Raw genomic sequence first — 20,548 nt, forward strand, 5'->3', positions numbered from 1 at the left:
GGGGGTCAGTGGCCACTGCTGGTCAGCTCGTCAGCATCGACGCGCTCGTCGCCCGGGTCGCGTTCCGTGCCGGCGGTTGCCTTCGGAGACGCGAGACGGACGTCCGAGGCGTCATCGTCGAGGGGCGCGTCGGCGACCTTCACCGTCTGCGTTGCATCAGCGTCGGACTCGGTGGTCGGGGTGTCGGCCGGGTCGTCCGGCGGCGTAGCCGAGCCTTGCCGACGTGCGTACCTCGTCCGCTTGACGGTCGGGCGCTCCGGCCGGGAGGCCTTGCGCTGGCGGTGCCGCCGCACCGCCGCGTCGACTGCGATGGCGGCCAGGAAGCTGATGACGATGCCGACGGCTCCGACGGCGAGCAGCGCGCGGATCAGCGATCCCGGGTTCGCCGTGGCCTCGCTGTTGTCGGTGATCGTCATGATGTGTGCCTGAGTGTCGGCGGGTGCCGCAACCTGATCCTGCAGCGCCTGCAGCCGCGAGCCGGCGAGCTTCTCGACCGACGAGAGCGTCGAGAGGGCCTGCTTCGGGGTGAGCGCGGTCGCCTGGACATCGAGGACCGATCCCGAGACGGCGGCGTCCTGGACCACGGTGTACGTGGTCTTCGACCTGGGCGGCACGATACTGCGCACCGTCTCCGTATCGGTCAGCGAGAGCGAGAGCACTCCCGAGACGACGTCGAGACCGCCCAAGCTCAGGAATGGGTTGCCCGTCGTCTGCGTGACTGTCTTGGCGGGCGGCAGCAGAAGCAGTGATGCCTTGGCCTCATAGACGACAGGGACGAACCGGAAGACAGCCGCCGCGAGCCCTGCGGTGAGTAGCAGGCCCGCCACAACGACGTACCAGCGACGTCCCGCCGCTCGGAGGAGTTCGACGACTCCCATGTGATTCCCCCATCTCCTGAGACAGACCGTACTACCATAGTCTAGACATCCTCATCTTATCGCCCCCCGACTCCGGAAGATCTGAGACTTGACTGCGTGGGACCTCATCGTGATCGCGGTGCAGCGCTGGGCTGTGACGCTGGTCTGCGTCGCGCTCGCTGTCCTGTTGGTCTTCACCGTTGCACACGCTCAGCCGGTCTACTATTCGCGGGTCCGCGTCGTGTTGCTTTCGCCGGAGCTCCCCCAGACGAACGCACTGGGGAGCACGTCCGCCTCGCTGATCGACCTCGCCGGCGTGGTGGCGCGAAAGGTCCAGGGCACGGACCAGCAATCGCTCCCGGTCTCCGCCGACGTCACCCTCTACGATCAGGGCATTCAGTCCGGTTACTCGGTCGTACAGCCAAACCTCGGGGGCCAGTGGGCCTACAACTTCGAGGACCCGGTCCTCGACATCCAGGCAGTCGACACCACCCCGCAGGGCGCCCGGCATCAGCTGGATACGGCACTCGCCGCTGTCCGCACGTCCCTCGACGACGTTCAGGATGGGCAGCACGTGGCCGCCGCTGATCGCGTCCGGTCCAGTCTCACTCCGGCGGTCCCCCAGATAACGGAGCAGAAGGGCAGCATGGTCCGCGCCGTCGGCGTCTCCGTCGCGGCCGCCGTGCTGCTCATCGCCGCGCTGCTTGCAACCATAGGACGTCGTCGGCCGCGCGGCGGGCGCGGATCGTCAACGCGGACCCCCGGGCCCGAACTGCTCACGCGGTCCGGCTCGACTCATCCCGAAGCCACTCGGACGCCGTCGAGCGGGTAGTCCGCTCGCGCAGCCGTGCCGCCAGGGTCATCAGGACGAACACCGGCAGCCGGATGGCCATTCGCGGCTCCCTCCGTGCGATCGCGATGAGGTCCGACGCGGCGGTTGCCGATTCCGAGGTGGCGCCGCCGGCTTGTCTCAGTTCGCGCGTACCGCGGATCACCCGGACGCGCCGGGCGACCAGAGCACGCCACGTGCGTGCCGGCCAGACGGTCACCGTCGCTGTCGTGGTGATCGCCCTCTCGTCGGCGGCGAATGCTTCCGAGTATGCGAGGTCGTCCGACCGGTAGCGGGGCAGCGCCGCCACCCGCTCGAACCCTCCGCGTGAGAGCGCGATGACCCCGCGGCCGAACAACCCCTCGCGCACCTGCGGGAGGCGCTCCCAGATGTCATAGTACCAGCGGGCCGCCCGGGAGACTCCCTCCCGGTCCTGGTGTCGCTCGGGCGCCGTTGCGAGGAGATGGCCCCGCTCGAGCGTGACGGTCAGCGAGCGCAGCGACTCAGTGTCGATCAGAACGTCCGCATCGATGTACACCACGGGGAAGTCGGCGACGATGCGGTTCGCCTCGTCGAGCGCGGCGGCCTTCGACGCGACCGGCAGTTCGAACACCTCGACGTCGGGTCCGTGACGTGCCGCCTCCGCGGCGCTGCCGTCCGTGCAGCCGTTGCACATGACCAGGATGCGGAACTCGCCGGGAGCGGCGTCGCTCAGCAGGGCCGGAAGCAGCCTGCGCAGCCCGGCCTCTTCGTCGTGTGCGGGGATGACCACCGTTGTGGCATAACCGGCCTGTGCCATGATGGAATCCTCCCAGCGAAGGTACGTTCAGGCAACCATGGGGGAGCCCGCGTCCAGGCCGAGGGGATCAGCGCAGATGTCCGTAGACAAACCGCCGCAGGTCGTCGCCATCGTCGTGACGTGGAACAGTGCAGACGTCATCGCGGAATGCCTGAATTCTGTGCGCAGGCTGCAGTTCGACGGCGAGGTGCGGACGATCGTCGTCGACAACGATTCGAGCGATCGGACGACGTCCATCGTGGCCGCCACCGACTCGGCCGCGCAGATCGTTCAGACCGGTCGGAACGCCGGCTATGCGGCTGCCATCAACGCCGGCATCCGGGCTTCGCCGGGCGCGGACGCCTACTTCCTCCTGAACCCCGACTCGCGCGTCGACCACCGGTCTCTCCAACTCCTGCTCGAACGTCTCGACGAAACAGGGGCGGGCATCGTCGTTCCCCGGCTGGTGGACCAGTACGGGTCGCTCCGTTTCTCGCTTCGGCGCGAGCCGACGGCGCGACGCGCTTGGGGCGAAGCCGTCCTGGGCGGGACACGCGCCGGCCTGGTGCCCTCCCTCGGAGAGGTCGAGATGCGCAGGAATGTCTACCAGAGGGCCCGCCGGGCAGACTGGTCGACCGGAGCCGCGATGCTGGTCTCGCGACGCTGTGCGGACGCCGTGGGCGAGTGGGATGAGTCGTATTTCTTGTACTCGGAGGAGACTGACTTCGCACTGCGGGCGCGAGATGCGGGCTTCGCTCTGGAATACGTGCCGGATGCGGTCGTCGTCCACCACGAGGGCGACTCCCACCAGTCGCCCGCGCTGTTCGCGTTGCTCGAATTCAACCGGGTGAAGTTCTACCGATCCCGTCACTCACGTCTCGCGACCGCCGTCTTCTGGGCCGGTGTGGTGGCCGGCGACCTGGTTCGGTTCCTCGATCCCGCTCGGCGCGCTGCTCTTCGACCGCTCTTCGGCGACCGGAGGGCGATGGCAGCACCCGGCGCCGCACGCTCGGAGGCGCGCGACGCCGGAGAGACGGCCGGTCAGTAACTCGTGATCGGCGTCCCCGGAGTGGAGCCGTCTGTCGTGTAGGCGTTGCCCGAGAAGACACCGGCCTTGTCGAGATGCGCGATCGCGCCGAAGTACCCGACATTCGGGCTGAACTTCGTCCAGAACAGGTTGTTGGTGAAGGCCACGCCATTGCCCTCGTAGACGGCGTAGTTGCCGCCGGCGAGCAGGTTGTGGTCGACGACCCCATTGCGGATGGTGCCGTCCGGCATCCCGAGGACCGCCGTCATGCCCGAGGCCCCGGCGTTCGTGATCCACATCTCGATCCGGTTGTCGCGGATGAGGATGTCATGGAACGCGGAGTCCGTCGGCGTCGGCCAGTGGAAGGCGTCGTAGTGCTCTCCGTCGGTCCGGACGACGAAGTCGTGCACCCAGTTGCCGATGCCGGTGAACCCGGAGCCGTACAGAGAGAGCCCGTCACCCGCCACCCAGTACATGTTGTTGTGATTGAACGTCGAGTTGTCGGCGAGCAGCTTCACGCCGTTCACCGGGTCGAGGCCGGGCCAGGACGAGGCGGAGTTACCGCGCAGCTCGTTGTACTCCATGACGATGCCGGTGGACTTGGCCGTCGCGAAGACCAGAGGCGACTGGCTCTCGCCGTCGCCGGTCGGGCCCGCGATGATATTGCCACGGAGCGTCACGTTCGACGCATCGACCACGAGGCCCGGCGGGATGATCTTGTTCTCGATCACCGTGCCCGCGGTCGTGATCGTCATCGGCCCGGTGTAGCGGGTGCTCGGCGCGTAGCCGCCGGCTCCTGGTCCGGTGCTCCCGGGGCCGCCGAACGACGTCGACGGATTGCCGCGCGGAGGCGTCGCCGGTGGAGCGGACGGCGCCGGGGTGGATACGGGCGGGTTGGTGGGAGTCGGTGTCGGCGTTACGGTCGGCTTCGGCGTCACGGTCGGTTTCGGCGTGGCGGGCGGCGTCGGTGTAGCGCTCGGCGTGTGGGATGCTCCCGGCTGCTGCGATGGCGTTCCGTTGGCGTCCGGCTCGAAGAGGACGTCGGCCCAGTACCCGGAGTTCTGCCAGGTCCTGGTCGGATAGGAACTCGACGTGCCGTAGGAGTAGACGCCGCTCACTGCCGGCGTGGAGAGGTACTTGGAGGCGGGACGCGGCGGCTGGAAGCCGATCGTGGTGGAGTACCGCCCCTTCGGCGCAAGGTATGAAGCGACGTAGCGCTGTCCGGCAGCGATCGACACGGGCGACGAGAACAGGGCCGATTGCCACCCGTCGGCCGACTCGCCGGTGAACTTCACGGACGCGAGCCGGTGGCCCGAGCTGTCCCACAGATCGCCGACGTGGGTGCCGGTGTTCTCGGAGGTCTTGTAGTAGCGGATCCCGATCACCTGGCCGTTCACCGATGCTGTGAAGTTGGTTCCGAGCTCGACGCTGCTCTCTTCGCCGTCGACGTGCGCCGACGTGGGGGTGTCCTGCCCAAAGAGAGTCGCCGCCTGGGCGATGCGCTGCTGGACCGCTGCGTCGGTCGCCGCCGCCGCCAGTGCGCTCACCGGGATGGAGGCGCCGGCGACCGTCGCCGCGGCGACCGCGCCGATGATCAGAATTTTTGATCGGAGGGGCTTTTGCGCCCACCGGGAGGTGCCCGGTAGCCGCTTGTGGGCCGGTCGTCTCATGAAATTAACTCCAGTACGTGTGTGAGTGGAGTGCGGAGTTCGGACTTCTTACCCGGTGTCGAGCCCCCAAGACGACCGCAGCGAGGCTCCCGAAAGCCGCACAAGTCAACGGGGAGCATACATGAACTGTGCGACTTTGTGCCCCCAATATGGGGTACATCCCGGCGCGACGTGTCCCCCGGTGCTCCTTTCCCCTATGGCAAGTCGTCGCTGGGCCATTAGTATCGTGGCGGCCGGAAGCACCCGTTCGCCTTCGAGCGGAAGCGCACGAATCGTGACGCAGGATCGCGCCCGAAGGGCCCCTTACTCTGACCGACGTGGATGGGACGCTGAAATGCCCAAGGTGATGGTGGTCGAAGGGACGCGGCCCGAGGCGATCAAACTCGCCCCCGTGATCGACGCCTTGAAGAACGCGGCGAATCTTGAGACGGTCCTCGTGGCGACGGGTCAGCACCGCACCATGCTCGACCAGGTCAATCAGCTTTTCGGAGTGGCCCCGGCATACGACCTCGACATCCTGCGCGACCGGCCCGACCTCGCGGGAATCACCTCGGCGATCGTTACCGGTATGAAGCCGATACTCGATATAGAGCGCCCGGACCTGCTCGTGGTCCAGGGCGACACCACCACGGTCTTCGCGGCCGCGCTCGCCGCCTTCTACGCACGGATCCCGGTCGCCCACGTCGAGGCAGGGCTGCGAACGGGCGACTCGTACAACCCGTATCCCGAAGAGATGAACCGAAAGCTGACGACGGCGCTGACGTCGCTTCACCTGGCGCCGACGCCGACCTCGCGCGCCAACCTGCTCGCGGAAGGGGTGCGTCCCGATGCCATCCACGTGACAGGGAACACGGTCATCGACGCGCTGCTCGACATCACCTCCCGATCGCTGCCGCCCTCCGATCCCCGCCTGTCGGCGCTGGGGCGGGAATCGCGCATCGTCCTGGTCACCAGCCACCGACGCGAGAACTGGGGGCCGCCCATGGAGGCGATCGCGCGAGCGATCGCCCGCCTGGCCGCCGCCTTCCCCGGCTTCATGTTCGTCCTGCCCGCCCACCTGAACCCGACCGTGCGGGAAGCGCTGCTCCCGCCGCTGCTCGGGCTGCGCAACGTGATGGTCACCGAACCGGTCGACTACGTCGATATGGCCTTCCTTCTCGAAGCGGCCGTCCTCGTCATCACGGACAGCGGGGGAGTCCAGGAGGAGGCGCCGAGCCTCGGTAAACCGGTACTGGTTCTGCGAGAGACCACGGAACGGCCGGAGGCGGTCACCGCCGGAACCGTCCGGCTCATCGGCACCGGCGAGGAACGGATCGTCGCGGAGGCGACGACCCTCCTCACCGATCCGCACGCCTACCAGACGATGGCCCGCGCCGTGAATCCTTACGGCGACGGGAGGGCGTCGCAGCGCATCGTGGCGGCGATCGAGCACTTCTTCGGCGCGGGACCCCGCCCGGACGAATTCGTCGCGGGCGGAATCCCGGCCGTCTGACCGCGCGTCAGCGCCACGCGCCACGCGTGTCGAACACCACACGGCCTTCCAGCCGCGTCTTCGGGATGGTCTTGAACTGCTCGTGGTCGACCAGCAGCACCACGATGTCCGCCTCGTCGATCGCGTCGCTCGCGGACTGCAGGCGGATGTTCGGGGCGTCGGCCAGGCGCCGGGGCAGCTCCTTGGTGAAGGGCTCCACCACGCGGATGTCCAGGCCGGGGTCGCGCTGCGCGATCGCGGCCACCACATCCACGGCCGGGCTCTCGCGCATGTCGTCGACGTTGGCCTTGAAGGTCAGCCCCAGGCAGGCGACCGTCGGGTCGCGGAAGCGCGAGGCCCGCTCGATCACCTGGTCGGCCACGTGGTGCGGCTTGGAGTCGTTGACCTCGCGGGCCGTGCGCACCAGCTTCGCCAGGTCCGGCGCTGCACCGACGATGAACCACGGGTCCACCGCGATGCAGTGGCCGCCGACGCCCGGGCCGGGCGAGAGGATGTTCACCCGCGGGTGGCGGTTCGCCAGCCGGATGATCTCCCACACGTCCAGCTTGAGGCGCTCGCCGATGAGCGAGAGCTCGTTCGCGAACGCGATGTTCACGTCGCGGTAGGCGTTCTCCACCAGCTTCGCCATCTCGGCGCTCGCCGCGTCCGTGGTGAGGATCGCGCCCTGCGTGAACACCCGGTACAGCGAGGCGGCGAGGTTCGCGCACTGGCGGGTGACGCCTCCGATGACCCGATCGTTGGTGACGATCTCGATCATGATCCGGCCCGGCAGCACGCGCTCCGGGCAGTGCGCCACCGAGATGTCGGGCAGGCCGTCCGTGTCGTGCGGGAAGTGCAGGTCGGGCCGGCGCTCGGCCAGCCAGCGGCTGACCTGCTCAGTGGTGCCGGGCGGAGAGGTGGATTCCAGTACCACCAGGTCGCCCGTCTTGAGCCGGGGAGCGATGGAGGCCGCCGCCGACTCGATGTACGACAGGTCGGCGGTGTGGTCGTCCTGGAACGGAGTGGGGACCGCGATGATGAAGGCCTCGGCCTCCGGCACCTCGGTGGTCGCCGTCAGCCGCCCCATGCTGACCGCGCCGCTCACGGCGACCGCGAGGTCCGGTTCGACGAAGGGCACGTGGCCCTGCGAGATCGAATCGACCGTCTTCTGATTGATGTCGACGCCGGTGACGTCGATGCCCCTGGTCGCGAGCGCTACAGCGGTGGGCAGTCCGATGTAGCCGAGACCAATGATCGCGACCCGGCCGTTGAACGGCTCATCCATGTCGGAGTTCCTTTGTCGTGTCTGACCCGGCGGCGGTCGCCGTCGAGAGGCGGTACGTGTGCGTCGGACGGAACCGCTCGCGGGCCGTCAAGGCGATGAAGGCGGTGTTCGACGGGAGGTAGCGCTTCCACATCCGCCCGGGCTCCTGCAGCAGGCGGTACGCCCACTCGAAGCCGGCGCGCTGCCAGGCGGCCGGCGCGCGTCGGGTGATGCCGGCCATGACGTCGAAGGAGCCGCCGACCCCGTGCAGGAGCGGCACGCCGAGCGTGTGCCCGAACTGCGCGAGGAAGATCTCCTTCTTCGGGGAGGTGATGCCCAGGAAGAGCATGTCGGCCCCGCTGGCGGCGATCTCTTCGGCGACCTGCGCCGAGTCGTCCTCGCTGAAGTAGCCGTCCCGGCTGCCGGTGATGCGCAGCCCGGGGTAGCGGGCCCGGATGCGGTCGACGAGCGTGTTCAGCACCTCCGGCTTCGCGCCCAGCAGGTAGATCGCGAGGTGGTCGCGGTCGGCCACCTCGAGCAGGTGCTCGAAGAGGTCGATGCCGGCGACGCGCTCCGGGAGCGGGTGGCCCAGCAGGCGGCTGGCCCACACGACGGCCTGGCCGTCCGCCAGCAGCACGTCCGCTTCCAGCAGCGAGTCCCGCAGCAGCTCGTCGTGCCGCATGTTGACGATCTTCGCCGCGTTGACCACCCCGATGAGGAACCGGCGGCGGGCCGAGATCGCCCGCTGGGCCTCATCCACCACCTCCGCCATGGTGAGCGGGTCGACCTCCAGGCCGTACAGCGGCTGTCCGTTGCCGGTCATGATGCGTCCGCCTCGTCGGCTGCGCCGTCGTCATCCGTGGCGGCCTCGATGGCCGCAACGCCTTCGGCACCGCGCCACGCGTAGAGCAGCCAGCCGAGCTCGTAGGGCCGGCACTCGCGGTCCACCCGGTTGGCGGGGAAGATCAGATCGATGCCCGGCAGGTGCCAGCCCGGGTGGATGGCAGTGGTGACCGCCGCCAGTTTGCGCGCCGCCTTCGCGGGCTCCCGGCGTCCGGCCTTACGCCAGATCATGCTGTGCTCCTCGGCGACCAGCTCCTCGTCGACCTCGGGGTGCGTCTGCAGCCAGTCGAGCCCGAGGAAGATCGCGTCGCGGTGGTCGTCGCCGCCGGAGTTCGCCAGGTCGAGCAGGGCCATCGGCGCCATGGCGTGCTGGTGGACGCTGTAGACCGGGTACTTCTCGACGACCGAGCCGTCACGCGCGTCGTAGTGCCACCACCACTGGCCCGCCTCGCCCTGCAGTTCGCAGATGCGCGCGGCGCACAGGTTGGCGGCGTACAGCGCCTCCGGGTCGGTGGTGAAGGCGGCCAGCCGGGCCAGCGCCTGGATCGGGTACACCTGATCCGCGAAGCAGCCGACGTGCGCCCGCAACCGGCCGAGCGTGCTCGCGGGCAGCGCGTGCGGGAAGATCCCTTGAGGACCCTGAGCCGTGAGCAGTCGATCGCGGGCGACGCGGGCGATGTCGCTCGCGTGGGCGACCGTGTGGTCGACGGCGAGGGAGGCGATGGCCGCGGTCAGCATCCACGAAGCGACGACCGTGGGGATCGGGTCGCCGGAGTCGAGGATGCGGGCGAGCCGGTGCAGCAGCCGCTCGTCGGGAGTTCCGGTGACCTCGGCGGCCGCCCAGGCGACGAGTGCCACGGCTCCGGGGTCGCGCGTGCCGGCGGCGCGGACGACCGCGGCTTCGGTGATGTCGCGTGCGGTGCTGCCTCGCAGCACCACCCGCTGGGTCTCCTCGGCGACCGTCGCGAGTCCGAGGGCGACGATCGCCGCGTAGCGCAGGTTGTGGCCCTCGCGGGTGAGGCGGTCCGTCGGGCCGTCCTCGGTGTGGCGCACGGTTTGGCTGAATTCGAGCGTGTCGCTGATGAACGACGCAGGCAGGCCGTCGAGGGCCAGGTCGGTGTACTCGCGCACGCGCAGTGTCGGCGTGGGATGGCTGCGCGGGCGGTTCTCGGGGTTCTGGTGGCGCGTCCGCGTCTTCTTCTCGGAACGCGCTGCTGTGGTGCTCACTGGTGCTCTCCCTGTTGGTCGGGTGACAACGGATGGGACGCAAGGCGCGAGTACCGAGCGCGGAGACCTGCGCGCCTCGAGCAAGTCCACCAGGGTAAGTGAAGAATGCTCATTACAAGGACTACGCTACCGGAACGGGCCCGAGATGAGGCCCCCAAAACGAGGGTGAATAATCCTCAACTATGCGGAATGGGGACATTCAGCGCGTTGCGCGCGCGCCGAAGCCCGCCTGCGCCGCGATGTGCGCAGCGATCTCCAGCGAGCTGGTGGCGGCAGGGGACGGTGCGTTCAGCACGTGCACCTGCCCGGGCGCCGACTGGATGACGAAGTCGTCCGCCAGCGAGCCGTCACGGCGCAGCGCCTGCGCCCGGACCCCGGCGCCCGCGCGCACGATGTCCTCCGGCCCGATCGCCGGGACGAGCACGGCGAGGTCGCGCGCGAAGCGCCGCTTCGAGAAGGAGCGCACGATCTCGTCGTAGCCGGTCCGGACGTTTCGCCGTGCCATGCGGAGGAATCCCGGATAGCTGAGCGCATCCACCGTGTCGTGCAGGTCGAACCGGGACCACGAGTACCCTTCGCGGGCTAGAGCCAGCACCGCGTTCGGGCCGGCATGCACCGTCCCGTCGATCATCCGGGTCAGGTGGACGCCGAGGAACGGCAACTCCGGATCGGGCACCGGGTAGACCAGGCCGCGGACCAGTTCACGGCGCTCCGGGACGAGCTCGTAGTACTCGCCACGGAAGGGCACGATCCGCACCTCCGGCCGAAGCCCGGCCAGAGAGGCGATCCGGTCGGCCTGCAGCCCGGCGCAGTTGATGAGGATGTCGCTCTGCACCTCGCCGCGCGAGTGCGTCACGCGCACTCCGCCGCCGGTGTGCTCGATTCCCTCGACCCGCGCGTCGTTCAGCAGGATTGCGCCGCGGTCGGCGGCCAGGCGCGCGAGCGTCCGGCTCACCGCGGGGTAGTCGACGATCCCGGTCGTCTCGACCCGCAACGCCCGGACGGCGGCGACGGCCGGCTCGTACTCCCGCGCCTCCTCGCCGGAGATGAGGCGAGATGGCACGCCGTTCGCCTGCGCTCGCGCCGCGAGCGCTTCCAGCCGCGATAGCTGGCGTTGATCGGTCGCGACGATCAGCTTGCCCGGCACCGCGTGCGGGATGCCGTGCTCGCGGGCGAACGCGATCATCGAGCGGTTGCCCGCGGTGCACATCCGCGCCTTCAAGGAGCCCGGCGCGTAGTACGGGCCGGCGTGCACGACCCCGGAGTTGTGGCCGGTCTGGTGCGCGGCCCAGCCGGCCTCCTTCTCCAGCAGGGTCACCCGGGCGCCGTGCCGGCTGAGGTGCTCGGCGACGGCCAGTCCGAGGATTCCGCCGCCCACGATGGCGACCGTCTCGTCCGCCATGTCAGCGCACCACCGAAGGCGACCAGGCGTGACGGAGGAAGAGGGTCGGCTTCGCGGAGCCGTCGATCGGGATCGACCAGACGTTGCTGTCCCCGACGACCCGCGCGTCGGCGAGACCGAAGAGCAGCGTGCTGTCGTCCAGCCACAGCGCCTGATCGTCGACGTTGTCCGAGACGGGCAGCATGGTCTCCGTCCCGGTGGCCAGGTCGAACACGGCGAGGGTCCAGTACGGCGTCGGTCCGGTCGAGACGTTCTTCTTGTAGGCGACCTTCGTGCCGTCCGGGGAGAGCGACGGGCACTCCGCGGTCTGGTGCACCGCGGTGAGCGTGCGCCCGGCCAGGTCGCCCTTGACCAGCCAGGTCTTGCCGCCGCTCGCCCCGGTCGCATAGAAGGTGTTGTCGTCCGAGGCGAACGTCACGCCCCAGAAGTTCTTGTCGGCCGCGGTGACCCGCTGGCCGTCCACCAGGAAGGCGAAGTCCTCGAGGTTGCCGTAGTCCGTGCCGGACGTGCTGGAGATCGTCGTCTGCGTGGAGAAGCCCACTGCTGCGTACGACTCCCCGGTGATGAACGACGTCTGCGCCACCAGCTTGGAGTCGGCCGAGATGCGGGTGCGGCTGGGGATGCCGGGCAGCGGCCACGACTTCAGCGTCTCGCCCTTCGCATCCGTCAGCGTCGCCTGGAAGGTGGTGACGACCCCGCGGTCGGTGTGCAAGCACATCTGGTCGTCGGCGGTCGCGTAGACGCGATCGCACGCCTCGCGGGTGACCGTACGCGCACCCGCCGGATCGTTCAGCGGGACGGAGGCGACCATCCCGTAGCCGGCGCCGGATGCGGTGTTGCGGAAGACGATGCGTGCTCCGGTCGCGCGCGTGCTCTGGTCGACGGTCTCGACCTGGCTGGGAGCATTGGAGCGCTTCTGGTAGTCGACGAAGGACAGCACTCCGTACACGGCGGCGCCGCCGAGCAGCACCACTGTCAGCCCGCCGGCGAGCCAGGCGCGGACGCGGGGGGTCATGCGGCCGTCTTCACGGACGGCTTCGCGGCCGTGAACAGGCCCCGCAGCAGGAAAGCGACCAGCGGGATCGCGACCGCCAAGGCGATCGACACGATGAACATGGCCGGCTCGCGGCCGACCGCGAACCACAGCACCCCGAATCCGACCGACGCGATCAGCCGGGAGAGGGCGACGACGGTCTGCGCCGCCGCGATCCCGCTGGCCCTGCTGGCGGGCGGCGTGCTCTCCGCGGCGAGCGCCGCGAGGATCCCATCGGTCGCCGCATAGAAGACACCGAGCAGGACCAGGCACGCGACGGTGACCGCAGCGCCGGCGACCGGGATCGCCGCGCACACGTACGCGGCGAGCAGGGCGATGTGCCCGAGCACGAAGACCCGCGCCCGCCCGAACCGGTCGGACAGCCTGCCGAACGGCACGGCCAGGGCCAGGAAGGCGACGTTGGTGCCGACATAGAGGAGGGGGAACCACTCGGCCGCGAACGAGCTCCGCGCCTGCAGCACGAGGTAGATGAACCCGTCGCCGATCGTGAGCAGGCCGAACAGACCGGACACCAGAAGGACGCGACGCAGCCGGGGGTTGTTCAGCTGACGCCAGCGGAATGGTGTCCGAGTCGTGTGCTCGGTCGCCGCGCGATCGGCGCGCGGGCGCTTGTTCGGCACCAGGAGTCCGAGGACCAGGACGCCGACGAATGCGCAGGCGAGCGAGATCACGAAGACGGTGCCGTAGCCGTTGGGGATGAGGAACAAGACGAAGAAGGCGAGCAGCGGGCCGATGGCCGCACCGATCGTGTCGAGCATCCGGTGCACGCCGAAGGACCGGCCGAGCGTCTCCGGTGTCGAGGATGCGGTGATGAGCGCATCCCGGGGCGCGGTGCGGACGCCCTTGCCGAGCCGGTCGATCGCCACGATGGCGGTGAGGGCTGCGAAGCCGGTGGCGAACAGCAGGCCGATCCTCGCGATGGCGGAGACGCCGTAGCCGAAGAAGGCGATCCACTTCGGCTGGTCGCCACGGTCGGCGGCCCAGCCCCCGGCGATGCGGACGATGGCGCTGATGCCCTGGTAGATGCCGTCGATGAAGCCGTAGGCGACGGTGGAGAGGCCGAGCACCCCGGTGATGTAGAGGGGCAGGATCGCGGCGACCGACTCGGAGGAGATGTCGGTGAACATGCTGGTAATGCCGAGCCCGATGACGACGGAGGAAACCCGGGAGACGTTCCGGCGGGTCGTGCCCGTCGGCGCGTCCTCGCTGGTCGCATCGAGCGTGGCGGTCGCATCCGCCGCGGCAGGCGCGTCCACCGCGGTCTTGCCACGGTCGGAGAAAGAGAGGTACATCGGTGCGCCTTTCAGCTCTTCGCCGTGAAGGCGCCGTAGAGGATGTAGGAATTGCTCCCGCCGGCCGCTCGGCTTGTCAGCGTCACGACGTTGTCACCGCGTTGAAAGGTGAACGCGATCGCACCGCTCGACGCCGGGGCGGGAACGTCGTACATGCCGTATTTTGCGAGGCTGGTGCGGTAGTAGGCGAGCAGGTCGGCGACGGAGAGCGTCGTCGTCGCCGTCAGGCTCGCCTGCAAGCGCTCACCCTGCGTCGCGATCGCGCTTGTTGCGATCTTCGATCCAGGGGCGGGTGGAATCACGGACTCGGGATAGCCGCTGACCAGCTTCCCCTTCGCGCTGGCGGACGCCGGAAGCGGCTTGCTCACCGGGTCCGGGGCAGCCTTCGCGGGTGTCAGCAGCGGAGCGCCGCCCTCTCCGGGGATCACCTCGGTCGTGAAGCGCTTGCTCTGCGGCGGCGCCGTCGTAGCGGGCTCTGGCGACTGAGCGTCCGGGCTGTGTGTCGGCACGGGCGCTGCCGATGCGGTAGGCGACGTCGTGGCGCGATCGGCGGCGGGCGCAGGTTCCGGACCGGGAATCCGGTTCAGAACCGTCGCGCCGACGATGAGCAGGACGGCCGCGGCGACTCCGGTCGCCATCAGCCAGGTGCGCTTCGTGATCATGATGCCGGTGCTCCGTCCGCTCGGGCGCCGATCGGCACGAGCGCCCCATCTTCTTCCCAGTACAGGGCGCCGGTGGCGGGGCAGCGGAGCAGCCCGTCCCCGGCGTCCTCCAGTCGGATGCCCGCTTCGCTCACCCAGCCCAGGCGCCGCGCGGGCACACCCGCGACCAGGGCGAAGTCGGGCACATCCTTCGTGACGACCGAACCGGCGGCGACCAGCGCCCACCGGCCGATCGTGACCGGGGCGATGCACACCGAGCGTGCGCCGATCGACGCTCCGTGCCGCACCGTCACGCCGACGGCCGTCCAATCGTGCGCGTCCTTGAGGGAGCCGTCGGGGTTGATGGCGCGTGGCCAGACGTCGTTGGTGAAGACCACGGCCGGTCCGACGAACACGCCGTCCTCGAGCACGGCCGGCTCGTAGAGCAGCGCGTGGTTCTGCACCTTGCAGTTCTCGCCGAGCACCACGCCAGGACCGACGTAGGCGCCGCGGCCCAGGATGCTTCCCGCACCGACCACGGCATCCTCGCGCACCTGGGCCAGGTGCCAGATGCGGGCGCCGACGCCGATGGTGGCGCGGTCGTCCACGTCGGCCGACGGCGCTATCGTTGCCGTCTTCTCTGCTGTTTCGTTCACTCGCGTCGCCCCCAGGTCGTCGTCTGTGTCATGTCGGGCCGGCGGGCCTCAGTAGGCGCCGGAGGGATGGATGAGCACCCGCAGGGTGCGCCAGAGGATCACGATGTCCCCGGTGAGCGACCAGTTCTCCACGTAGTACAGATCGAGTCGCACGCTCTCGTCCCAGGAGAGGTCGGAGCGGCCGTTCACCTGCCACATTCCGGTGAGACCCGGGCGGATGTAGAGGCGGCGGTGCACGTGCGTCTCGTAGTCGTCGACTTCGCGCCGCAGTGGCGGTCGGGGGCCGACGAGGCTCATGTCGCCGACGAGCACGTTCCACAGCTGCGGCAGCTCGTCGATCGAGAACTTGCGGAGGATGCGGCCGATCCGGGTCACCCGCGGGTCGTCCTTCATCTTGAAGAGGACGCCGGCGCCCTCGTTCTGGGCCGTGAGCCGGGCGAGGCGCAACTCAGCATCCTGCACCATCGACCGGAACTTCAGCATCCGGAACGTGGACCCGTTGCGGCCGACGCGGTCCTGGAAGAACAGAGCCGGGCCGGTGGAGTCGAGCCGAACCGCGAGTCCGACGACCAGCATCAGCGGCAGCAGGAGCAGCAGTGCGGTGCCGGAGGCGGCGATGTCGAAGAGCCGCTTGAGCACGTGCTTGCCGCCCTCGAACTGCGGGATCTCGACGTGGATGAGCGGAAGGCCCTCGACCGGACGGAAGTGGATGCGCGGCCCGGCCACGTCGGTGAGCCGCGAGGCGAGCACGAGGTCGGTGGCCGTGCCCTCCAGAGCCCACCCGAGGTTGCGGGTGTAGGCGCCGCCCTCGCGGGGCTGGCTGGCGAGGATCACCGTGTCGACACGGAGGTCACCGGCGGCCTCGGTCACGCCGTCGAGACCGCAGACCACCGGGACGAGTTTGTCGCCGAGCCGCAGCTTCCCGGCCTGTTCGTCGATCGCCGCGCCCACGACGTTGTAGGCGGCGCCCGACTTCTGCTGGATCTGCCGGACGACGTACTCCACGTCGCCGCGGTCGCCGACGACCAGCGCCCGCGAGAGGTAGTGGTTGTAGCGGCGCTGCTTGAGCAGCCACTGCCGCCACAGCCAGCGGCTGCTCAGCAGGGCGGCCGCGCCGAGCGGGAGCGCCAGCACGAAGTAGCCGCGCGCGACGTCGACCTTGGTGACGAGGAAGGCGATGGCGAGGGTGCCGAAGGTGATCACGCTCGCGCTGACGAGTCGGCGGTACTCGGTGAGCCCGACACCGACGACGCGCGAATCCCGCGTGTGGTACGCGGCGAGGGCGATGAGCCAGGTCGCCGCGATCACGGCGCTGATCTCGGCGTAGGCGATCGGGAAGCCGGCCACACTGGTCACCACGTCGTCGAGTCCGAAGCGCAGGATGAACGCGGCGATGACCGATCCGACGACGATCAGGCTGTCGGTCACGATGAGGCGGGTGCGGTAGCGGCGGGCCCAGGTGTGTTCCGACGAGTGGTAGCGGGGCGCCTGAGGCGAGACGCTGGCGGGGAGGGGTGCCGGCTCGCTGAACGGGCGGTGCCGGAGGCCGTGGCCGAGCGGGCGGGGCCGGATGACGGTCACAGCGTCCACCGCCTGAGTGAGAGGACGGGAGAACCGGCGGCAGCTGGGGGAAAGCCATGGTCTCGAATGGCTTTGCCGCCGCCGGTTCCGACCGTGGGGGTGCTCGCGGCGGAGCGCCGGGCGTTAAGCCCTGCACGCGTCTCGGCGGTCCGTTTCCGGACCGTCGGCTGACGCTGCGCGCACTCGTTCACGAGACCTACCTGTTTCGGGTTGACAGGGTTTCTTCGGGATGTCGCAGACGGGAAACGCTCGGATGAGACCAGGAAACTAAAAGTGATCGTTTCTCATCTATCGACAGAACTGAGATTACATCATTTTCCCCTTCTCCCAATACCCCGAAAGGGGGGTGGGCGCGGTCGCTCCACCCGGTCGTGTCGTACCTCGCGCCTATGCTGTGAGCATGTGCGGCAGGTTCGCGATGGACGACAAGGTCAACGCCGAGATCACCGAGTTCGTGGAGGCCACGGGTCGGCGGCCCGAAGAATGGCGCGCCGACTGGGAGGCCGACTTCAACATCGCTCCGACGGACGACATCCCGGTGCTGATCGACTCCGCCAAGACCCGGGAGCTGCGGTTCGAGCGGGCGCACTGGTCCCTCGTGCCGTCGTGGTCGGACACCCTGAAGCCGAAGTTCCCGACCTTCAACGCGCGAGCGGAGGAGATCGCCGGCAAATCCACCTGGCGGAAGCCGGTCCAGTCCCATCGTGCGATCGTCCTGGCGCGCGGCTACTACGAGTGGCAGGGGCCGAAGGGCAGCAAGACGCCGTACTTCATCCGCTACCCCGAGGGCCGGCTGATGGGCTTCGCCGGGCTCTACTCGTGGTGGCGCGACAAGAGCAAGGCGGAAGACGATCCGGACCGCTGGGTGCTGACGGCCACCATCCTCACCTCCGATGCCGTGCAGACTCTTGCCGACATCCACGACCGCAACCCCGTGATCCTGCCGGAGGACATGTGGCAGCACTGGATCGACCCGTCCATCGTCGGAGACCAGGCGCTGGTCGACGAAGCGGTGCGCGCCGGTGTCGCGGAGGCCGAGACGCTGCGCTTCGACCAGGTGGCGCCCTTCAAGACGAGCGACGACGGGCCGCAACTGATCCAGCCGGTGGATGCGGCCTGACGGTCAGTGCGCCGGCGGTCTCAGCGCGTCAGCTCGATGATGACGCTCCGGTGGTCGGTGATGGTGCGCCCCCGCTCACCGAACCCGATCGCCTGCAGTTCGGGTAGTCCGGATATGTCCTGCTCGCCATCGATCTCGACCTCGACCACCCACACCCGCTCGACGCCGTCGAAGCGCCCGCGTGCAGCGGCCTGAGTCACCGAATACGCGCGGTCGGCCCACGAGTCGTTGCGGTAGTAGGGGGTCCGGAGGGTCACATCCCGCAGCCCGCGGAAACCCTCCGGGTATGTGCGCATGGCCAGACGTGGACGCTGCGAGGGCTTCGCCGACTCGTCGAACACGACCGCGTCGCCGGGCTTGGCGTTGGCGGCCATGGCGGCACTGATCTCCGCCCAGTCGCTGTCGTTCTTCGCAAACGGTCCGCGCTGCAGCACGTAGACCGGCGCGCAGAGCGCGACGAAGACGGCGGTCGCCGCAACGGTCGCGGTCGCGGCGCGTCCCGCATCCCGACCGAGCCGGCGGCCGAGAACGAACAGGCCCTCGGTGATCAGCAGAGCGGCCGCCGGGGCTGCGAAGGTCGAATACCGGCCGGTGTACATCGGATACAGGAGGTTCACCAGCAGCATCAGCCCGGTCGGCAGGAACAGCCAGCTGGCGGCGACGAGTCGGGTGGATGCGGCCCGCGGTCCCGGCAGGACGGGCCGCGAGGCGCGCTGACGCCATCGTTGCCAGGCAGGCCACAGCGCGCAAACGATGAGCCCCCACGCGGGGATGGCAACCCAGGGCATCCCGAACCAGAGGAAGTAGTACCAGATCGCCGGATCGTCCGGCGTTGCGCTCAGGTAGCTGATCTGGTTGCGCTCCAGGAAAGCGAGCACCGCCAGCGGCAACACCGCGACCGCGGCGCCTGCCGCGCACAGCGCCCAGGCGCGCAGAGTGGCCCGGGATGCACGGGTCGCCAGCAGGATGACACCGTGCGCGACGAGCAGGGTCGCGAAGTAGAGAAAGAGGTACGACGCCACCGCCATCCCCACCCCGTATGCAACCCAGGCGGCCCGCCGAGCCGCCGGGGAGAGCCGCCCGCCACCGCCGTCGACCAACCAAAGCAGAAGGAGGGTGAGCCAGGCGGCGGCCGCCGCGGTGAAGGCGTAGGACCGTGCCTCCTCGCCGGCATAGGTCAGCCGGGGCAGCACGGCCGCGACGACACCCGCGATCACCGCGGCGCGCGGGCCGCCGCGGCGCCCCGCGAGCAGGGTGACCGCCGCGACCGCGGCGCCGACCGCCAGCGCGCTCGGCAGCCGGAGCGCGAAGGGGCTCTCGCCCGCCACCCGGATCCAGCCGTGCATGACGAGGTAGTAGAGACCGTGCACCGCGTCCACATGCGTCAGCATGCTCAGCAGACTGCCGACCGGGCGCTTGGCGGAGAGCAGCGTCGCCGCCTCGTCGCCCCACAGGGAGGGGATCCAACTCGCCGCCGCGCACAGCACAGTGGCGATGATCCCGAAAACGAGCGCGATCGTCCAGGGCCGCACCGCTCGAAGCGGGTGGCCCGCCCGGATGTCCGGTTCGACGAGGACGGTCATATCTCAGCTTCTTAAGCGTCGGACGGGAACACCGACCAGACAACCAGGCAACCCTGGGCGGCGCATGACAATACAGGCGTCAGAGCGGCGACGGAGGTGTGAACATTCAGAGCTCCCCGCGCCGTGCGCCGGCCCAGAGGTCGACGCCGGCGTCGACCGCGTGCTCGTCGATCGCGGCGAGCTCCTCCGCGCTGAACTCGAGGTTGGCAAGTGCGCCGACGTTCTGCTCGAGTTGCTCGACCCGGCTGGCGCCGATGACGAGCGAGGTGACGCGCTCATCCCGCAACGCCCAGGCCAACGCCATCTGAGCGAGCGACTGGCCGCGTCGCTGGGCGAGCCCGTTGAGCGCGCGCAGCCGGTCCACGGCGTCGTCGGTGAGCCAGTCGGCGTCGAACGAGTCGCCCGCTCGGGCGCGCGAGCCCTCGGGGATGCCGTTCAGGTATTTGTCGGTCAGCATGCCCTGTGCCAGGGCGGTGAAGCCGATCACCCCGACGCCGAGTTCGGCCACGATGTCGAGCAGCCCCTCCTCTTCGATCCAGCGGTTCAGCATCGAATACGACGGCTGGTGGATCAGGAGGGGCGTGCCGAGGTCGTGCAGGATCTCGGCGGCGCGCCGTGCATCCTCCGGCCCGTAGGACGAGATGCCGACATAGAGCGCCTTTCCAGAACGGACGGCGGTGTCGAGTGCCTGCATGGTCTCCTCGAGCGGCGTGGTCGGGTCGGGCCGGTGCGAGTAGAAGATGTCGACGTAGTCGAGCCCGAGGCGCTTCAGCGACTGGTCGAGGCTCGCCAGGACGTACTTGCGGCTGCCGCCGCCCTGCCCGTAGGGTCCGGGCCACATGTCCCAGCCGGCCTTGCTCGAGACGATCAGTTCGTCGCGGTAGGGGAGGAGGTCTTCTTTCAGAATGCGCCCGAAGTTCACCTCGGCCGAGCCGTACGGCGGCCCGTAGTTGTTGGCCAGGTCGAAGTGGGTGATGCCGAGATCGAACGCGCGGCGGACGATCGCGCGCTGCGTCTCGAACGGGCGGTCGTCACCGAAGTTGTGCCACAGGCCGAGCGAGAGGGCGGGAAGGTCGAGACCACTGCGCCCGGTGCGGCGGTAGAGCATGTCGTCATAGCGGGAGGGGTTCGCAACGTAAGCCATGACTCCACATTCGTCCGTGTCCGCGGTGATGTCCAACCGGGCGGGACGGTGCGAAACGGAAGCGGCGGCGTGCCCGAGGGCGCCAGCCACAGCAGTCCCTTGATGGCGA

18 protein-coding genes are annotated in these 20,548 nt (G+C 69.3%); 4 read left to right on the top strand and 14 right to left on the bottom strand.

What is annotated here, in order from left to right; all coding sequences use genetic code 11:
• Positions 1-5: 5 nt before the first annotated feature.
• Positions 6-878 (bottom strand): hypothetical protein, encoded by an 873-nt coding sequence (locus tag AB4079_RS13060; RefSeq protein ID WP_441787737.1) that lies wholly within the window; start codon positions 876-878, stop codon positions 6-8.
• Between the two features lie 88 nt (positions 879-966).
• On the opposite strand from AB4079_RS13060, the gene AB4079_RS13065 reads away from it, so the two are divergent.
• Positions 967-1,689 (top strand): hypothetical protein, encoded by a 723-nt coding sequence (locus tag AB4079_RS13065; protein ID WP_441787738.1) that lies wholly within the window; start codon positions 967-969, stop codon positions 1,687-1,689.
• Here the strand turns inward: AB4079_RS13065 and AB4079_RS13070 are convergent.
• The gene (locus tag AB4079_RS13070; protein WP_441787739.1) at positions 1,634-2,485 is read right to left on the bottom strand and encodes a glycosyltransferase; all 852 of its coding nucleotides are present in this window, start codon (positions 2,483-2,485) and stop codon (positions 1,634-1,636) included. The two genes, AB4079_RS13065 and AB4079_RS13070, sit on opposite strands and share 56 nt — an antisense overlap.
• A gap of 76 nt (positions 2,486-2,561) precedes the next feature.
• Between AB4079_RS13070 and AB4079_RS13075 the strand changes: the two genes are divergently transcribed.
• Positions 2,562-3,512, top strand: coding sequence for a glycosyltransferase family 2 protein (locus tag AB4079_RS13075; protein WP_441787740.1), 951 nt, complete (start codon positions 2,562-2,564; stop codon positions 3,510-3,512).
• Here the strand turns inward: AB4079_RS13075 and AB4079_RS13080 are convergent.
• Positions 3,506-5,161 (bottom strand): DUF4082 domain-containing protein, encoded by a 1,656-nt coding sequence (locus AB4079_RS13080; protein WP_441787741.1) that lies wholly within the window; start codon positions 5,159-5,161, stop codon positions 3,506-3,508. The genes AB4079_RS13075 and AB4079_RS13080 overlap by 7 nt on opposite strands.
• Positions 5,162-5,495: 334 nt before the next feature.
• On the opposite strand from AB4079_RS13080, the gene wecB reads away from it, so the two are divergent.
• Entirely contained in the window at positions 5,496-6,653 is a 1,158-nt protein-coding gene (gene wecB, locus AB4079_RS13085) for a non-hydrolyzing UDP-N-acetylglucosamine 2-epimerase (RefSeq protein ID WP_441787742.1), read from the top strand.
• 7 nt (positions 6,654-6,660) lie between these two features.
• Here the strand turns inward: wecB and wecC are convergent, their stop codons facing one another.
• The 9 genes from wecC to AB4079_RS13130 all read right to left on the bottom strand — a co-directional run bounded on the left by wecC (position 6,661) and on the right by AB4079_RS13130 (position 16,601).
• Entirely contained in the window at positions 6,661-7,917 is a 1,257-nt protein-coding gene (gene wecC / locus AB4079_RS13090) for a UDP-N-acetyl-D-mannosamine dehydrogenase (protein WP_441787743.1), read from the bottom strand.
• Positions 7,910-8,719 (bottom strand): WecB/TagA/CpsF family glycosyltransferase, encoded by an 810-nt coding sequence (locus AB4079_RS13095; RefSeq protein ID WP_441787744.1) that lies wholly within the window; start codon positions 8,717-8,719, stop codon positions 7,910-7,912. Before AB4079_RS13095 ends, wecC begins: the two co-directional genes overlap by 8 nt.
• Entirely contained in the window at positions 8,716-9,966 is a 1,251-nt protein-coding gene (locus AB4079_RS13100) for a hypothetical protein (RefSeq protein WP_441787745.1), read from the bottom strand. Before AB4079_RS13100 ends, AB4079_RS13095 begins: the two co-directional genes overlap by 4 nt.
• A gap of 199 nt (positions 9,967-10,165) precedes the next feature.
• Positions 10,166-11,368, bottom strand: coding sequence for an L-2-hydroxyglutarate oxidase (gene lhgO / locus AB4079_RS13105; protein WP_441787746.1), 1,203 nt, complete (start codon positions 11,366-11,368; stop codon positions 10,166-10,168).
• Between the two features lies 1 nt (position 11,369).
• A complete protein-coding gene (locus AB4079_RS13110) occupies positions 11,370-12,383 on the bottom strand; it encodes a hypothetical protein (RefSeq protein WP_441787747.1) in 1,014 nt (337 codons plus the stop codon).
• Complete coding sequence (locus AB4079_RS13115; RefSeq protein ID WP_441787748.1) at positions 12,380-13,714, bottom strand: MFS transporter; 1,335 nt, start codon at positions 13,712-13,714, stop codon at positions 12,380-12,382. Before AB4079_RS13115 ends, AB4079_RS13110 begins: the two co-directional genes overlap by 4 nt.
• An 11-nt stretch (positions 13,715-13,725) precedes the next feature.
• Entirely contained in the window at positions 13,726-14,376 is a 651-nt protein-coding gene (locus AB4079_RS13120) for a hypothetical protein (protein WP_441787749.1), read from the bottom strand.
• The gene (locus AB4079_RS13125; RefSeq protein WP_441787750.1) at positions 14,373-15,011 is read right to left on the bottom strand and encodes an acyltransferase; all 639 of its coding nucleotides are present in this window, start codon (positions 15,009-15,011) and stop codon (positions 14,373-14,375) included. Before AB4079_RS13125 ends, AB4079_RS13120 begins: the two co-directional genes overlap by 4 nt.
• Before the next feature lie 48 nt (positions 15,012-15,059).
• Positions 15,060-16,601 carry a sugar transferase gene (locus tag AB4079_RS13130; RefSeq protein WP_441787751.1) on the bottom strand — a complete coding sequence of 514 codons (1,542 nt, stop codon included), beginning with the start codon at positions 16,599-16,601 and terminating at the stop codon, positions 15,060-15,062.
• A gap of 391 nt (positions 16,602-16,992) precedes the next feature.
• On the opposite strand from AB4079_RS13130, the gene AB4079_RS13135 reads away from it, so the two are divergent.
• Positions 16,993-17,712, top strand: a complete 720-nt coding sequence (locus tag AB4079_RS13135; protein WP_441787752.1) for an SOS response-associated peptidase — start codon at positions 16,993-16,995, stop codon at positions 17,710-17,712.
• A gap of 20 nt (positions 17,713-17,732) precedes the next feature.
• Here the strand turns inward: AB4079_RS13135 and AB4079_RS13140 are convergent, their stop codons facing one another.
• Complete coding sequence (locus AB4079_RS13140; RefSeq protein WP_441787753.1) at positions 17,733-19,295, bottom strand: glycosyltransferase family 39 protein; 1,563 nt, start codon at positions 19,293-19,295, stop codon at positions 17,733-17,735.
• Between the two features lie 106 nt (positions 19,296-19,401).
• Positions 19,402-20,439 (bottom strand): L-glyceraldehyde 3-phosphate reductase, encoded by a 1,038-nt coding sequence (gene mgrA, locus AB4079_RS13145; RefSeq protein WP_441787754.1) that lies wholly within the window; start codon positions 20,437-20,439, stop codon positions 19,402-19,404.
• Between the last annotated feature and the right edge of the window lie 109 nt (positions 20,440-20,548).

The sequence above is a fragment of the Leifsonia sp. 2MCAF36 genome, assembly GCF_052115525.1.
Classification (GTDB): Bacteria; Actinomycetota; Actinomycetes; order Actinomycetales; family Microbacteriaceae; genus Leifsonia.

Excerpts from the sequence above, each read along its gene's own strand:
- AB4079_RS13060 (WP_441787737.1), bottom strand. The coding sequence starts at position 878 with ATGGGAGTCGTCGAACTCCTCCGAGCGGCGGGACGTCGCTGGTACGTC.
- AB4079_RS13140 (WP_441787753.1), bottom strand. The coding sequence starts at position 19,295 with ATGACCGTCCTCGTCGAACCGGACATCCGGGCGGGCCACCCGCTTCGA.
- AB4079_RS13080 (WP_441787741.1), bottom strand. The coding sequence starts at position 5,161 with ATGAGACGACCGGCCCACAAGCGGCTACCGGGCACCTCCCGGTGGGCG.
- wecB (WP_441787742.1), top strand. The coding sequence starts at position 5,496 with ATGCCCAAGGTGATGGTGGTCGAAGGGACGCGGCCCGAGGCGATCAAA.
- AB4079_RS13110 (WP_441787747.1), bottom strand. The coding sequence starts at position 12,383 with ATGACCCCCCGCGTCCGCGCCTGGCTCGCCGGCGGGCTGACAGTGGTG.
- AB4079_RS13135 (WP_441787752.1), top strand. The coding sequence starts at position 16,993 with ATGTGCGGCAGGTTCGCGATGGACGACAAGGTCAACGCCGAGATCACC.
- AB4079_RS13095 (WP_441787744.1), bottom strand. The coding sequence starts at position 8,719 with ATGACCGGCAACGGACAGCCGCTGTACGGCCTGGAGGTCGACCCGCTC.
- AB4079_RS13075 (WP_441787740.1), top strand. The coding sequence starts at position 2,562 with ATGTCCGTAGACAAACCGCCGCAGGTCGTCGCCATCGTCGTGACGTGG.
- mgrA (WP_441787754.1), bottom strand. The coding sequence starts at position 20,439 with ATGGCTTACGTTGCGAACCCCTCCCGCTATGACGACATGCTCTACCGC.
- AB4079_RS13070 (WP_441787739.1), bottom strand. The coding sequence starts at position 2,485 with ATGGCACAGGCCGGTTATGCCACAACGGTGGTCATCCCCGCACACGAC.
- wecC (WP_441787743.1), bottom strand. The coding sequence starts at position 7,917 with ATGGATGAGCCGTTCAACGGCCGGGTCGCGATCATTGGTCTCGGCTAC.
- AB4079_RS13120 (WP_441787749.1), bottom strand. The coding sequence starts at position 14,376 with ATGATCACGAAGCGCACCTGGCTGATGGCGACCGGAGTCGCCGCGGCC.
- lhgO (WP_441787746.1), bottom strand. The coding sequence starts at position 11,368 with ATGGCGGACGAGACGGTCGCCATCGTGGGCGGCGGAATCCTCGGACTG.
- AB4079_RS13115 (WP_441787748.1), bottom strand. The coding sequence starts at position 13,714 with ATGTACCTCTCTTTCTCCGACCGTGGCAAGACCGCGGTGGACGCGCCT.